Source organism: Rummeliibacillus sp. TYF-LIM-RU47 (assembly GCF_008638315.1).
Classification (GTDB): Bacteria; Bacillota; Bacilli; order Bacillales_A; family Planococcaceae; genus Rummeliibacillus; species Rummeliibacillus stabekisii.
Map to the genome: position 1 here is coordinate 903952 of NZ_VVIR01000001.1, position 16688 is coordinate 920639.

The 16688-nt window shown below is 39.0% G+C and carries 13 protein-coding genes; all 13 read left to right on the plus strand.

The features are described from left to right. Positions 1–206: 206 nt before the first annotated feature. Complete coding sequence (pnp, locus tag F0527_RS04420; RefSeq protein ID WP_066785742.1) at positions 207–2318, plus strand: polyribonucleotide nucleotidyltransferase; 2112 nt, start codon at positions 207–209, stop codon at positions 2316–2318. Between the two features lie 105 nt (positions 2319–2423). After that, entirely contained in the window at positions 2424–3650 is a 1227-nt protein-coding gene (locus F0527_RS04425) for a M16 family metallopeptidase (protein WP_150283926.1), read from the plus strand. 75 nt (positions 3651–3725) lie between these two features. Further along, positions 3726–3995: a YlmC/YmxH family sporulation protein gene (locus tag F0527_RS04430; RefSeq protein WP_066785752.1), complete on the plus strand. Its 270-nt coding sequence runs from the start codon at positions 3726–3728 to the stop codon at positions 3993–3995. Further along, the gene (locus F0527_RS04435; protein ID WP_066785753.1) at positions 3992–4798 is read left to right on the plus strand and encodes a hypothetical protein; all 807 of its coding nucleotides are present in this window, start codon (positions 3992–3994) and stop codon (positions 4796–4798) included. Before F0527_RS04430 ends, F0527_RS04435 begins: the two co-directional genes overlap by 4 nt. Before the next feature lies 1 nt (position 4799). Then, positions 4800–5387, plus strand: coding sequence for a dipicolinate synthase subunit B (locus F0527_RS04440; protein ID WP_066785757.1), 588 nt, complete (start codon positions 4800–4802; stop codon positions 5385–5387). Between the two features lie 80 nt (positions 5388–5467). Further along, a complete protein-coding gene (locus F0527_RS04445) occupies positions 5468–6508 on the plus strand; it encodes an aspartate-semialdehyde dehydrogenase (protein WP_150283927.1) in 1041 nt (346 codons plus the stop codon). A gap of 12 nt (positions 6509–6520) precedes the next feature. Further along, entirely contained in the window at positions 6521–7414 is an 894-nt protein-coding gene (dapA, locus tag F0527_RS04450) for a 4-hydroxy-tetrahydrodipicolinate synthase (protein ID WP_150283928.1), read from the plus strand. Between the two features lie 209 nt (positions 7415–7623). Then, positions 7624–9297 (plus strand): ribonuclease J, encoded by a 1674-nt coding sequence (locus tag F0527_RS04455; RefSeq protein ID WP_066785766.1) that lies wholly within the window; start codon positions 7624–7626, stop codon positions 9295–9297. Between the two features lie 144 nt (positions 9298–9441). Continuing rightward, entirely contained in the window at positions 9442–11778 is a 2337-nt protein-coding gene (locus tag F0527_RS04460) for an FtsK/SpoIIIE family DNA translocase (protein WP_150283929.1), read from the plus strand. A gap of 194 nt (positions 11779–11972) precedes the next feature. Further along, positions 11973–12701, plus strand: coding sequence for a GntR family transcriptional regulator (locus F0527_RS04465; RefSeq protein WP_066785771.1), 729 nt, complete (start codon positions 11973–11975; stop codon positions 12699–12701). A gap of 63 nt (positions 12702–12764) precedes the next feature. Further along, positions 12765–13832, plus strand: coding sequence for a BMP family lipoprotein (locus F0527_RS04470; RefSeq protein WP_066785773.1), 1068 nt, complete (start codon positions 12765–12767; stop codon positions 13830–13832). A gap of 270 nt (positions 13833–14102) precedes the next feature. Next, positions 14103–15638 carry an ABC transporter ATP-binding protein gene (locus F0527_RS04475; protein ID WP_150283930.1) on the plus strand — a complete coding sequence of 512 codons (1536 nt, stop codon included), beginning with the start codon at positions 14103–14105 and terminating at the stop codon, positions 15636–15638. Then, complete coding sequence (locus F0527_RS04480) at positions 15638–16687, plus strand: ABC transporter permease (RefSeq protein ID WP_066785777.1); 1050 nt, start codon at positions 15638–15640, stop codon at positions 16685–16687. Before F0527_RS04475 ends, F0527_RS04480 begins: the two co-directional genes overlap by 1 nt. The last annotated feature ends 1 nt before the right edge of the window (position 16688 follow it).

Here is a 16688-nt window from a genome sequence, read left to right on the forward strand (position 1 = left end):
GAGCCGAGATTAAATGCATGAGATGAAAGCGGGCTTGTCCCGCTTTTTCTTTATGTTTAATAAAATTCCAGCCATCTATAGCGAATAAAAGCGGAATGTAGAGAAATGTTTCGCAAAGCGCATTTATTTTTGATAAACTACAAGTAACTACATAACATAAGCTTATATGTAATTTAGGTTTTCTTTTTAAGAGAGGAGTTCAATAGATGAACGAAAAAAAAGTTTTTACCTATGAATGGGCAGGACGACCATTGCAAATCGAAGTCGGCCAGCTTGCAAAACAAGCAAACGGTGCAGTAATGGTACGTTACGGCGAAACAGCTGTACTATGTAATGCTACTATGTCTAAACACCCAAAACAAACAGATTTCTTCCCTTTAACTGTGAACTATGAAGAAAAACTTTACGCAGTCGGTAAGATTCCTGGAGGTTTTATTAAAAGAGAAGGCCGTCCATCTGAACGTGCTGTTTTAACATCTCGTTTAATTGACCGTCCAATCCGTCCATTATTCCCAGACGGTTTCCGTAATGAAGTACAAGTTACCTCAATGGTTATGTCAGCAGATCCAAACTGCAGCAGCGAAATGGCGGCTATGGTTGGTTCATCATTGGCTCTTATGGTATCTGATATTCCATTCGACGGACCAATTGCAGGTGTACAAGTTGGTATGATTAATGATGAATTTATCGTTAATCCTACTGTTGAACAATTAGATCAATCATTGATTAATCTTACTGTAGCAGGTACCAAAGATGCGATCAACATGGTGGAAGCTGGTGCACTAGAAGTACCAGAAGAAACAATGCTTGAAGCAATCATGTTCGGTCATGAAGAAATCAAAAAGCTTATTGCCTTCCAAGAAGAAGTAACGAAGGAATCAGGTAAAGAAAAAATTGAAGTAACATTGCATGAGTTAGATCCACAATTGACTGAAAGCATTACTTCTCAATTTGAAACTCAAATGAACGCAGCGATTCAAACGCATGAAAAACATGCGCGTGATGAAGCGATTGAAGCAGTAAAAGCTGAGGTAATCGCACAATTTGAAGAACAAGAAGCAGACGATGCTACATTGAAACAAGTTGGTCAAATTTTAGATAAGATGGTCAAAGAAGAAGTCCGTCGATTGATTACCGAAGAAAAAATCCGCCCAGATGGCCGTAAATTAGACGAAATCCGTCCATTATCTTCAGAGACTGGATTGTTGGCGCGTGCTCATGGTTCAGGATTATTTACACGAGGACAAACACAAGCGTTATCAATCTGTACGCTTGGCGCATTAAGCGATGTTCAAATTATTGATGGTCTTGGTGTAGAAGAGTCAAAACGCTTTATGCACCATTATAATTTCCCTCAATTCTCAGTAGGGGAAACAGGACCAATGCGTGGTCCAGGACGCCGTGAAATCGGTCATGGAGCACTTGGAGAACGTGCATTATCCGCGATTATTCCAGACGAAAAAGATTTCCCTTACACAATTCGCTGTGTATCAGAAGTATTGGAATCAAATGGTTCAACATCACAAGCAAGTATCTGTGCATCTTGCCTAGCATTGATGGATGCAGGTGTTCCAATTAAAGCCCCAGTAGCAGGTATTGCGATGGGTCTTATTAAAAAGGGCGATTATTATTCCATCTTAACGGACATTCAAGGTATGGAAGACCACCTTGGCGATATGGACTTTAAGGTAGCTGGAACAGCAAAAGGTGTAACAGCACTTCAAATGGACATTAAAATTGATGGATTATCTCGTGAAATTCTAGAAGAAGCATTAGTGCAAGCAAAACGCGGCCGTATGATTATTTTAGAATCTATGTTGGCTACAATCGCTCAACCGAAAGAACACTTATCTGCATATGCACCTAAGATTCAGCAGATTCATATCAACCCTGATAAAATCCGCGATGTAATTGGGCCAGGGGGTAAACAAATCAACAAGATTATTGAAGAAACAGGCGTGAAAATCGATACAGAGCAAGATGGTACGATTTCAATTGCTTCTTCAGATGAAGATATGATTAAACGCGCTAAAGAAATAATCGAAAACATTGTGCGTGAAGCAAAAGTCGGCGAATACTATATGGGTAAAGTTAAACGTATCGAAAAATTCGGCGCATTCCTAGAAATCTTCCCTGGTAAAGATGGCTTGCTTCATATTTCTGAAATTCAAGAAGAACGCACAAAAGCTGTCGAAGATGTCTTGAAATTAGGTGATGAGCTATTGGTGAAAGTCATTGAAATCGATCGCCAAGGCCGTGTCAACTTATCACGCAAGATTGTTATTAAAGAAGAAAAAGAACGAGCAGAACAACAATAAGACTGTTTCATTTAAAAAAGTTAAGCAGTTAAAGAATATATTATGTCTGCAATGAGGTTGTCTAATTAAACGACAGCCTCTTTTTTATATAAAGGAGGAAGATTATTGAGGACTAAACATATATGTAAAAATGGCGTTAGAGTTCTTGTTGAAAAACGTCCATACGTTAGATCGGTGTCCATGGGCATTTGGGTAAATGTAGGTTCCAGAGATGAAAGTCCTGAATTAAACGGAATCACACATTTCATTGAACATATGTTGTTTAAGGGTACATATACTAGGACAGCAAAAGAAATAGCCGAATCCTTTGATCGTATTGGAGGGCAATTAAATGCCTTTACGTCTAAAGAAAATACGTGTTTTTATGCCACCACTTTGGATATCCATGCAGTTGAAGCACTGAAGATTTTAGCGGATATGTTTTTCCATTCATCCTTCGATCCGCAAGAAATTGAAAAAGAAAGGCAAGTAATTTATGAGGAAATGCTATTAGTTGAGGATACGCCAGATGATGAAGTAGATGAAAGGCTTTGGCGGACCATGTTTCCTGAAGATCCAATTGGTGCCCCTATCCTAGGAACAAGAGATACATTGGAAAACTTCACAAAAGAAACGCTAGAAGATTTTATGGAGGCACATTATACGCCTGAACGCATAGTAATCTCCATTGCCGGCAATGTCCCTGATCAACTTTTGGACACAGTTGCCGCATTATTTGGCGATTTTGAAAGAGACTCAGAAGTCCCTCAGATTGCTACAATACCAAGATTTGATCCAGGTGTGACTATCAAGCGTAACCATGCAGAACAATCACATTTATTACTTGGATACTCATCACTTTCAATAAAAGATCCAAATCTCATGAGTCTCCTTGTCATGAATAATATAATCGGAGATACAACGTCATCAAGGCTTTTTCAACAAGTGAGAGAAGAGAAAGCGTTAGCTTATTCAATTTATTCGTATTACTCTGCTTACCAAGATACTGGCGCTTTTATGATTTATGGCGGTACATCTCCTAAGCAATTGGATCTTTTGGAAGAAACTATTTTGCAAATAACAGATAACCTAAAGGAAAATGGCGTAACAGCTAAAGAAATAAGGTACGCAAAAGAACAATTAGAAAGCAATTTTTTGTTAAGCCTTGAAACCACTAATGATGTCATGCATCGAAATGCAAAAAATGAATTGATCTATGGAGAGCATAAATCGATTGAAGTAAATTTAGAAGAACTGCAGGCAGTAAATGAAATAAGTGTGAATAACATGATACAAGATATACTAGAAAAACCATTTGCTAAATCGATTATTCAGCCAACTAAGAGACTTTAATATGCCTCTTAGTTTTTTTATGCACATGCATATGTATAATGACATACACTATTATGACGGAGAAGGAGGGGTTAAATGCTTTTATCTGAGCTCGCGGATAAAGAACTAATCCAGATGAGTGATGGAGTCCGCTGCGGGTTGCTTGCGGAAACAGAGTGTTTATTAGATCCGAAAACTGGGCAAATTTATGGATTTGAATTAGTCCAAAGAGGTTATCGCTTGCCATTTCAATCAAAAGATCAAAAACCGCAGTCCTATATTCCATGGACAGAAATTTCACTGATTGGCGAAGACCGAATTTTATTCAAAAAAACACAACCACTGAAATCGGGGTACACAAAATGATAAATGAAAAATGGTTAATCCTTGGAAGAGATTTGCGGTTCAAAGAATTGGCCCTCTATTTGTCACTAGATTATGAGCAGGTTATATACAAATATACAGACAAGTGGAATGAGGAACTCCAACAAATCATTGAGACGGAAAAGCCTGAGCGGATTGTGTTGCCAATCCAAGCGCCAGAAATTCCTCGCGGTGCATTCGAAGGCCTCCCATCGAATGCTGTAATATTTGTCGGTAAAAGCAATCAAAGTCTACAACAGGAATTTCTGCAATTAAAAGAGGATCAGGTGATCTATTATCTGCAGGATGAATCGTATATATGGCTGAATGCTAGATTGACCTCTGAAGGTATGTTGCGAGCCTTTTATGATTTAGAAAATACTTCAGTATTTGACAAATCGTTTTGTATTACAGGATTTGGCCGTGTAGCTAAGATGCTTGCCTACATGTTCCATAAATTGGGCGCAAATGTTCATATTTTGGCAAGATCCAACAGCCAAATTCAAGAGGCCATTGCCTATGGCTACGTTGCAGATCAATTGATACCCGAGAACATAACAGAACACGATTACTTAATTAATACAATCCCGAATAAATGGTTTACTGTAGATTTCTATAATGCATTAGAAAAAAAATTGAACATATTTGATGTAGCATCATCACCAGGCTGCCTTAATATAGAAGAGAGAGAGAAGCTTATTTATACATTCCTTCCTGGTTTGCCCGGCAAGTATTTCCCACAAGATGCAGCAGACTTGCTTGCACAGGTGATTGTACGAAAAAATAACGAACTAAAGGAGGAATAATATGCTACAAGGCAAACGGATTGGGTTAGGGATTACTGCTTCCCATTGCACGTATGCAGACGTAATACCTAAAATCACTTCTCTCACTGAATTAGGGGCAACCGTTGTCCCGATTATCACGCATTCTGTTTTAACAGCGGCGACTCGTTTTGGTACAGGAGAAGAATGGATTGAGAAAATAGAGAGCTTGGCAGGCAATGAGGTGGTAAAAAGCATTGCGGAGGCGGAGCCATTTGGACCATCAAATCCTTTAGATTGTATGGTCATTGCTCCGATGACAGGGAACTCTATCAGTAAATTTGCTAATGCCGCAACTGACTCTCCTGTATTAATGGCGGCGAAAGCAACGCTAAGAAATGGAAGCCCAGTAGTTCTGGGGATTTCAACGAATGATGCGCTAGGACTTAATGGAATAAATGTTATGAAGCTATTAAACACAAAAAATGTCTTCTTTATCCCGTTTGGGCAAGATGATCCTATCAATAAGCCAAATTCTCTTATATCTGATTTTACGTTGATGGCAAAAACAGTAGAAGCCTCATTAAATAAAGCACAATTGCAACCATTATTGATTCAATATACTAAATAATTTAATTATTATATAAATAACTAGGCAAGTATGATACAATAGCGCCATTACTTGGATGATTAGCTGAGGAGCGATGTATAATGACGAAAAAATATACAGTAGCAGTAGTAGGTGCCACAGGGGCAGTAGGTACAAAAATTATTGAACAATTAATCAAACGTAAATTCCCTATGGCACAATTAAAACCTTTAGCGTCAAAGCGCTCTGCCGGAAAAGAATTAGCAGTAGGCAACGAGCGTTATAAAATAGAAGAAGCTACCCCGGAAGCATTTGAAGGGATAGATTTTGCCTTTTTTAGCGCTGGGGGATCCGTTTCTAAGGAACTTGCGCCTGAAGCTGCAAAACGTGGAGCAATCGTAATTGATAATACAAGTGCATTTCGAATGGATCCAGATACGCCTCTTGTAGTGCCTGAAGTAAATCCTAATGATCTTGCAACACATCAGGGCATTATAGCCAATCCAAATTGTTCAACCATACAAATGGTCGCAGCACTACAGCCAATCCGGCAAGCATTTGGTTTGAAGAAAGTAATCGTATCTACATATCAAGCTGTATCCGGAGCAGGAATCAGTGCCGTAAATGAGCTAAAAGAACAAAGCGTCCATTTTGATGAGCCAGCAGGAGTGGAGGCCCAAATCTTACCTGTAAAAAGCGATAAGAAGCATTATCCTATTGCACGCAATGTGATACCGCAAATTGACATATTTACAGAAAATGGATTTACTTTTGAGGAAATGAAAATGATTAATGAAACCAAAAAAATTCTGCATGATGAAGCATTACCAGTAGCGGCAACTTGTGTACGCGTGCCAGTAACAGTAGGGCACTCTGAATCAGTTTATATTGAAATTGAGCGAAATGATGTGTCGGTAGAAGAAATAAAAGAGATCCTCAAAACAGCTCCTGGGATAGCATTACATGATGACCCTGTAACACAGCACTATCCTATGCCACTATATACAGATGGTTTGGATGATGTATTTGTAGGTCGAATTCGCAAGGACTTAGCAGAAGACACAGGTTTTCATCTATGGATTGTAGCTGATAATTTGTTGAAAGGAGCTGCGCTAAACTCTATCCAAATCGCTGAAAAAATGATTGAAGATGGACTAAAGTAAGGAGGCAGCTGAGTGAATATTGGTCGTATTGCGACAGCTATGATTACACCGTTCCATGAAGATGGGACCATTCACTACGAAGAGATTGCTAGATTGATTGACCATTTAATTGCGAATGGGACAGATTCAGTTGTTGTCTGTGGAACGACAGGTGAATCTCCCACTTTAAGTTTTGAAGAAAAAATCAGAATATTTCAGTATATTGTGCAAAAAGCTAATAAGAGAATCCCAGTCATTGCAGGAACAGGAAGTAACAATACAAAAGAATCAATACTGTTAACACAGCAGGCAGAAGCTGCAGGCGTTGACGGCATTATGCTAGTGGCACCGTATTATAATAAACCTAGCCAACAGGGGATGTACGAACATTTTGCAGCTATTGCGCAGGCGACTACTCTGCCGGTTATGCTTTACAACATTCCGGGAAGATCTGTTGTTAATATGACACCAAAAACCGTTCTTGCATTAAGTGATATTCCAAATATACAAATAGTCAAAGAAGCAAGTGGAAGTTTAGATCAAATGGCAGAAATTTTAGCGGATGCACCACAAGGATTCCAAGTATATTCTGGAGATGACGGTTTAACATTGCCGTTACTTAGCATCGGAGGATCCGGCATTGTATCTGTAGCTTCCCATTTAGTTGGATATGATATGCAAAAAATGGTGAAGGCATATTATGATGGTGAGCATGAAAAAGCTGCCCGCATTCATCAAGCGCTTCTGCCCCTTATACGGGCACTATTTGCAACGCCTAGCCCTTCAACTTTAAAATATGCCTTAGCAAAGCAAGGATTAGGTACTGAGAGCGTAAGGCTGCCTATTATTCCTTTAACAGCTGAGGAGAAGAGGGCATATGATCATGCTTGGAGAGAATATGAAGAAAAGCAAAAGAGTTTTGACTAAGGTGTTGTATAAGACAAAAAAATTTTCATAACTAAACTCGGCAGTGATTATAACGGAATGAATGATTTAGAAGGTCCACATTTGAACGAACACAGATGATTCGAGAATGGGTGACATTGACCCATTCTTTTTTGTTTGTGAAAACGCTCAACTATCTATATAATGGGAGTAAGTGGTTTGTGTTCGGGATTAATTTAGGAGGAAAACAAGTGGCAAAAACAATAACAAAAAATGAAGTAATACGCGTCATCCCATTGGGCGGCGTGTGTGAAGTCGGCAAAGCAATGTACGTTATCGAAATTGATGAAGAAATCTTTGTCGTGGATAGCGGCCTTATGTTTCCGGAAGACGAAATGTTAGGCATTGATTATGTCATACCAGACATATCTTACTTAGTCGAAAATAAATCACGTGTAAAAGGTATTTTCTTAACACATGGACATGAAGATGCCATCGGATCTGTCGCATATTTACTACAAAAAGTGAACGCGCCGGTTTATGGATCTAAATTGACGATCGCTTTAGCGAAAGAACATTTGAAAGAATTGCCTGCACCATATCAAATTAAGTTTTTTGAAGTAACGAGCAAGAGTCGCATGAACTTCCAAACGACTTATGTGACATTTTTCCATACTACACACAGTATCCCAGATTCATTGGGTATTGCTTTCCATACAAGTGAAGGTGCTATTGTCCATACAGGCGAATTTAAGTTTGACCAATCAGCAAAAGGCAAATATAAGCCAGATCTTGCAAAAATGGCAAACTTGGGTGAAGAAGGCGTCTTTATCTTGATGTCTGATTCTACTGAAGCAGAACGTCCTGGCTATACAATTCCCGAAAATGTTGTACAGGAGAAGTTAGCAAAAACTTTTCATAATGCAGAAGGCCGCATTTTAGTTGCGCTATATGCTTCTAATTTTATCCGTATCCAGCAAGTATTTGATCAAGCAACTGATGCTGATCGAAAGATCGCTGTTATAGGTAAAAGCTTAGAGCATGCATTTGAAGTTGGTATGCGTCTGGGTTACTTATCTGTTGATCCTGACAGAATTATCCCAGCAAATAAAATGAATGATTATGCAGATGAAGAAATTGTGGCGATTATAACAGGAAATCAAGGTGAACCACTAGAAGGATTAGAAAAAATTATCCGCAAACACCACCGCGATATCCGCATTAAAAATACAGACACAGTTCTTATTACTTTCACACCTTCACCAGGGATGGAAGTCCAAATCGCAGACACAATGAACAGCCTTGCAAAAGCAGGAGCAAAAGTATTGTCTGCTGATAAAAAAGTGCATGTTTCAGGGCACGGCTCGCAAGAAGATTTGAAATTAATGCTGAATTTAATGCGACCAAAATACTTTATCCCAATTCAAGGCGACTACCGTATGTTAATAGCTCACTCAAAGTTGGCGCAACAAACAGGTATGTCTAAAGCCCAAATTTTTATTGCTGATAAAGGAGATATCGTAGAATATAAAGGCGGCAAAATGCGTATGAGTGGCCGTGTCACTGCTGGAAACGTGTTAATTGACGGTATAGGCGTAGGCGATGTAGGCAATATTGTATTACGCGATCGTAAATTGCTTAGTCAAGATGGTATATTCATTGTAGTTGTGACCATCAACCGCAAAGAGAAAAAAGTTGCTTCTGGTCCAGAAATTTTATCAAGAGGCTTTGTATATGTAAGAGAATCAGAAGAATTATTAAGTGAGTCTTCTGAATTAGTTCGCGCTGTTGTCGAAAGTTATGTGAATAAAGGCTCGTACGAATGGACAAGTATAAAACAAGAAATCCGTGACACGCTAAACTCTTATTTATTCCAAAAAACCAAAAGAAGACCAATGATTATCCCTATTATTATGGAATATTAGCGTTATGCGGGAAAAAGGATTTCCTTACCTCTTAAAAATGGTAGGAAATCCTTTTTCCGTTTTATTATGTACATGATAAAGATATTTTTCCAAAACAAAAAGATTGTAAAAAACCTTAATCAACGAAAGAAAGTAGGTGGTTGCATGGCAAAAAAAGCAACGAAAAAGAAACCTGCAAAGAGTAAAAAAACAGTCAGCAAAAAAACGAAAAAAGGTACGAAGACGCAACCATTGGTATATGAAATCATAGGATTAATACTAATTGGCCTTGCGATTATTATTTTTTTTGAGTATGGAATTGTAGGGAAGGCGTTCCAATACATTGCCTTATTTTTATTTGGGAATTGGGCTATCATCGTTCCTTTCTTGTTCATCGTGAGTGCGTTGTTACTAATGGTCAAACGCACAATTCCTAATCTGAAAAACCGCCTGATCGGTGGTGTCTTACTAATTACAGGCGGATTAACGTTATTCAGCCACATTTCCTTGTTCGAGCAACTGTTTAATGGTCAAGCCTTGCACAATAATTCGGTTTTAAAAGAAACATGGAGAGTGCTTGTTACTTCAGGGGGAATTAAAGAACATTCTCATGCATTAGGAGGCGGTATGATTGGGGCAATCCTTTTTGCTTGTTTCTTCGCTCTATTTGATGCAGCAGGCGCCAATATCGCAGGATGGCTAATGGTGTTAATTGGACTTCTTTTAATTACTGGTAAAGCCCTAATACCTTATATCGCTGGCAAATGGCCAACAATTAAACAGTCAATTATGGAAATGAAAGAAGAGTCCGAGGACACTGTAAGCAGGCGCCAAGAAGCAAAGAGTAAGAAAAAGACAGAGAGAAAAAGAAAAGCTGCGGTGTCTGAAGAGGAAACTATCGAGCATACCGTTAATGATGAAGAATATCATGCAGCAACAATCCCCGAGCAACCAAAAGAACCAATCATTTCTGCCTTTACGCAAAGAATTCAACAACAAGATCAGCCTGTACCAGATATTCCTGAAGAAGAACCTGAAACTGCTGCAGATACAATTGATGCTGCTGTAATATCTGCGGCAGAGGTAGAGAATGAGGCGTATCAATTACCAGCTATGGCTACTTTAAAATTGCCGCCGCATACGGATCAAAGCGGCGAATTTCAATTAATTCAAGGGAATGCTAAGAAACTAGAGCAAACATTCCAATCATTTGGTGTGAAAGCCACAGTTACCCAAGTTCATTTAGGCCCTGCGGTAACGGAATATGAGGTATTGCCAGACAGAGGCGTAAAGGTTAGCAAAATCGTAGGATTGCAAGATGATTTAGCTTTAGCACTGGCTGCTAAAGATATTAGAATAGAGGCGCCAATACCAGGAAAATCAGCTGTTGGTATTGAAGTTCCTAATAAAGAGGTCGCTATAGTTAGCCTAAGAGAAGTGCTAGAATCCAAAGAAAACAATAAGCCGGATGAAAAGTTATTGATCGGTTTAGGAAGAGATATTACCGGTGAAGCAAAACTTGCACAGCTAAACAAAATGCCGCATTTATTAGTAGCAGGATCGACGGGGAGTGGGAAGTCCGTTTGTATTAATGGCATTATTATTAGTATTCTTATGCGTGCAAAACCTCATGAAGTAAAAATGATGATGATTGATCCGAAGATGGTAGAATTGAACGTTTATAATGGAATCCCACATTTATTAGCGCCAGTTGTGACAGATGCAAGAAAAGCGTCACAAGCGTTGAAAAAAGTCGTGGATGAGATGGAAAGACGCTACGATTTGTTCTCACATACGGGAACACGCAATATAGAGGGATATAATGCACATATAGAACGTTTTAATAAAGAAAACGGAGAGAAGCATCCCAAGATGCCGTTTATTGTGGTTATTGTTGATGAGTTAGCCGATTTGATGATGGTAGCCTCAAGTGATGTGGAAGATTCAATTACACGCTTAGCGCAAATGGCTAGAGCAGCAGGCATACACCTCATTATCGCAACACAAAGACCAAGTGTGGATGTCATTACAGGTATTATTAAAGCTAACATCCCATCGAGAATAGCATTCGCTGTATCTTCCGCAATCGATTCTCGAACTATTCTTGATATGGGAGGAGCGGAACGCTTGCTTGGTCGGGGGGATATGCTATTTTTACCAGCTGGGCAGTCGAAGCCGGTACGCGTACAAGGGGCTTTTGTCTCAGACCAAGAAGTAGAACAGATTGTAGACTTTGTTATAGCACAGCAAAAAGCCCAATACCAAGAGGAAATGATTCCAACTGAAGAAGAGGAAATTACAGACTTGGATGATACAGATGACCTCTTTGAAGAAGCTGTTAATTTGGTAGCAAGCCAAGATACTGCATCTGTATCCTATCTGCAAAGAAAATTAAAGATAGGATACGCTAGAGCCGCTCGTATCATGGATCAGATGGAGGAAAGAGGCATTGTCGGACCAGCTGAAAAAAGCAAACCAAGAGAAGTATTAATCGGAAAATAGCACGTCCGGCAATTGTGAATTTTCTAACAATGTAACGAAAAATAGCAAATTCAACAATTTTTAAAAATTTATTAACTGTTTTAACACAGTTTTTTTCGAAAGTTATTTATTTCGTTATTTAAAAGTGTTATAGTATGACTGATTAGTAGGAATGTTTTACGTCAGATGTCTGATCTCTACTGGTGGTGGTTAATTTGACAATAAAGTCTGACCAGCGTCATCTCTATCTTCAAGTGATCGATCATCTTAAGGCAGACATAGAAAAAGGGATTTATAAAGAAAATGAAAAACTACCATCTGAATTTGAGTTGTCGAAGACACTTGGGGTAAGTCGTGCGACGCTTCGGGAAGCACTAAGACTTTTGGAAGAAGAAAATATTATTGTTAGAAGACATGGTGTGGGAACCTTTGTGAATCCAAAGCCCATATTTACTTCAGGCATTGAACAGTTATCAAGTATTTCTTCTATGATAGAAGATGCAGGTATGCAGCCCGGTACAGTCTATTTAAACTCTACCGAGCTGCTTCCGAATGACGAAGATTTAAAACGCTTTCAATGTGATGCTGGCGATCCGATAATCACGATTGAACGGGTCCGTACAGCTGACGATAACCCTGTGGTATATTGTATCGACCAAGTACCTTCAAACTATTTGCCGAAAGATTTTTTGAAAAGACGCAATCTATCGATATTTCAAGCATTAGAAGAATCAGGGGACATACATGTTGCTTATGCGGTCACTTATATTGACCCGATTGGCTATCATGGTCACGTTTCACCTATCTTAGAATGCGGACGCGAGACAGCGCTCTTGTTGCTGAAGCAGTTTCATTATGATGAACAAGAACGGCTGGTCTTATATTCGAAAAACTATTTTAGAGCTGATAAATTCAGCTTCCATGTAATACGTAAACGCGTATAAATGTATTCATTCCTGCTATCGTCAACAACAAATTTATTAATTTACTTTTTGGGAGGATTTCAAGTGAAAAAGCGTAAAATTGGTTTAGCACTTTCTGCACTTCTAGCTTCTGGTACATTGCTTGCGGCATGTGGATCAGACAAAGGGGACGAATCGAAAAAAAGCGGTAGCGATAAAGATAAATTCTCAGTAGCAATGGTTACTGATATCGGTGGTATCGATGACCGTTCATTCAACCAATCAACTTGGGAAGGTATCGAGAAGTTTGGTGAAGAGAATGGAATGAAAAAAGGTAACGGTGGCTTCGATTACCTTCAATCAGCTTCTGAAAGTGATTACAATACAAACCTTAACAACCTTGTTCGCCGTAATTTCGATTTAGTATATGCTGTAGGTTTCAATTTGCATGATGCTACATCTGAAGTTGCAAAACAACAAAAAGACGCTAAATTTGCCATTATTGACTCAGTTATTGAAGGTCAAGATAATGTTGCATCAATCATGTTCCGTGCTAACGAAGCTTCATACCTAGCAGGTGCTGCAGCTGCTTTACAATCCAAAACAGGTAAAATCGGATTTATCGGCGGTGTAGAAGGCGATATCATCGGTGGCTTCGAAGCTGGCTTTGTTGCAGGCGCTAAAGCGGCAAATCCAAAAGTAAAAATTGATATCCAATATGCAGGTTCATTCGGTGATGCTTCTAAAGGTCAAGCAATTGCAAAACGTATGTATGATTCAGGTACAGACATTATCATGCATGCTGCAGGCGGTACAGGAAACGGCCTATTCACTGAAGCAAAAGAACGCAAGAAAAAAGATGCTAAGGCTGATGTATGGGTAATCGGTGTAGACCGTGACCAATACGATGAAGGAAAAGTGAATGATAAAACAAACATCACTTTAACTTCTGTTCTTAAACGTGTTGATACTGCTGCTGAAAAAGTATCTAAAGATACTAAAGACGGCAAATTCCCTGGCGGCAAAACAATTACATTTGGTCTAAAAGACAAAGGTGTTGACTTAGCTGACGACCACGGCGTATTTACTGACGACACTAAGAAGAAAATTGATGAATTCAAAGAAAAAATTATTAGCGGCGACATTACAGTTCCAGAAAAACCTGAAAAATAGTGTCACCTTCATATCATAAAGGCCAGTTATTGGTCTTTATGATCTTTTTATCTATTTTTTAGTTTAAAGATTAATAGACGAAGGGTTTCGAAGAGCCTTTTTACAATACCCTTATTCTTATTTTTTTGAACATTTTTTATACTGCTAGATTGTGAATAAATGTTTGAAAATAAAATAGTCTCTTCAATTCCTTCTTGTGTTAATTTTTTAACCAAAGATTTTAATTGATATACCGTCATATTATATTGATCGATTAAGGGAGTGAGCAAAATGGATTATGTCATTGAGATGCTTGGAATACGCAAACAATTTGGCGATTTCGTAGCAAATGATAATATTACTCTTCAACTTAAGAAGGGTGAAATACATGCGTTATTAGGAGAAAATGGCGCAGGGAAATCGACGCTGATGAACGTGTTATTCGGTCTATATCAACCGGAAGCGGGAGTTATTAAAGTGAATAGTAAAGAGGTCAAAATTACCGATCCAAATAAGGCTAATGATCTTGGGATTGGGATGGTACACCAACACTTTATGTTAGTCGAAAACTTTACGGTAACTGAAAATATCATTTTGGGTAGTGAACCGACGAAAATGGGTTTAGTTAATATCCGAGATGCTGCAAAGAAAGTTCAGCAGTTATCTGAAAAGTACGGATTAAATGTTGATCCATATGCGAAAATTGAAGATATTTCGGTTGGTATGCAACAACGTGTCGAAATTTTAAAGACGCTCTACCGCGGAGCTGAAATGTTAATCTTTGACGAACCGACTGCATCATTAACACCACAAGAAATCAATGAATTGATACAAATTATGAAACGCTTGATTAAAGAAGGCAAATCTATCATTTTAATCACTCACAAATTAAAAGAAATTATGGATGTATCAGATAGAGTAACGATTATCCGTAAAGGGCAAGGGATTGGCACTGTTACTACTGCAGAAACAAATCCGGACCAACTGGCTGAAATGATGGTAGGTCGTCAGGTTGTATTTAAAACGGAAAAAACAACTGCTCATCCAAAAGATGTAGTACTGAACATTGAGAACTTAACTGTCCAAGATAATCGTGGAATTGATCGTGTTAAAGATTTGTCTTTAGCTGTAAGAGCTGGTGAGATAGTTGGTATTGCTGGTATAGACGGCAATGGACAATCAGAGTTAATTGAAGCGATCACTGGGCTTCGTAAAGTGAAAAGCGGCCAAATAGCGCTTAACGGTAAGGATATTACTGGCAAGAAACCACGTAAAATCACGGAATCAGGGATTGGCCATATTCCGCAAGACCGTCATAAACATGGCTTAGTACTTGATTTTCCAATTGGACATAATATCGTCTTACAAACGTATTACCAATCACCTGTATCAAAGGGTGGCATTATTGATTACAAACGTGTTAATAGCATTGCACGCAATATTATTGAGGAATATGACGTGCGTACACCAAGTGAAATGACGCAGGCGAGAGCACTATCAGGTGGTAACCAGCAAAAAGCGATTATCGGCCGTGAAATTAATCGAGATCCAGATCTTTTGATCGCTGCGCTACCAACTCGTGGACTTGATGTAGGGGCGATTGAATTTATCCATAAGCGTTTAATTGAACAACGTGATAAAGGCAAAGCAGTATTATTGATTTCATTTGAATTGGATGAGGTAATGAATGTCTCTGATAACATCGCTGTAATTCATGATGGATCAATTATTGATACCGTTTCGCCAAAAGAAACAACAGAGCAAGAATTGGGCCTATTAATGGCTGGTCATTCACTTGGCCATAGTGAAAAGGTAGGTGACGCATAGTGTCTAAAAGAGTAGTAAATATTCTAGTTCCACTTATTTCGATTGTGTTAGGTTTAATTATTGGCGCAATCGTCATGCTTATTAGCGGTTTTAACCCAGTTGATGGTTACATCGCTCTGTGGAACGGAGTATTCGGCAGCAGTTATAACATGGGCGAAACAGTTCGCCAGATCACGCCGTATGTGTTCGCCGGTTTGGCAGTAGCATTCGCGTTTCGTACAGGATTATTTAACATCGGGGTAGAAGGCCAACTGATCGTAGGTTGGTTAGCAGCAGCTTATGTTGGCTCTGCTTTCGACCTTCCCAAGATTATTCATCTACCATTAGCTTTGCTTGCAGCAGCTGCTGCAGGTGCCCTATGGGCGTTTATTCCAGGCCTTTTGAAGGCTAAATTACAGGTCCATGAAGTTATCGTTACCATTATGATGAACTATATTGCATTGCATGTAGCCAATGCGACTATATCTGCATTATCTGATGGCGGCGATAAGACAGAAAAAATTCACGATTCTGCTTCACTTCGTTCTCCTTTCTTTGAATCTCTTACCGATTATTCAAGATTGCATTGGGGTTTTCTAATTGCCCTAATTGCGGTGTTAATCATGTGGTTTATTTTAGAAAAGACAACACAAGGCTATGAATTAAAATCAGTCGGTTTTAACCAAAATGCTTCGGAATATGCTGGTATGAATGTTAGCAAAAATATCATTCTAGCAATGGTTATCTCAGGGGCTTTTGCAGGTCTTGGAGGCGCTATGGAGGGTCTAGGTACCTTCGGTAATATTACTAAAATGACAGGTTTTACTGGTATTGGTTTTGATGGGATTGCGGTTGCGTTGCTTGGAGCAAACCAGCCATTTGGCGTACTACTTGGCGCAATACTTTTTGGCGGATTAAAAAATGGCGGTCTCAATATGCCGAACGAAGCTGGCATACCAGTGGAAATCGTATCCATTGTTATCGCATTAATTATCTTCTTCGTAGCATCAGGTTATATTATTCGTGTGGGCTTGGACCGTTTAAGCAAGAAAAAAAAGGAGGGAAAATAAC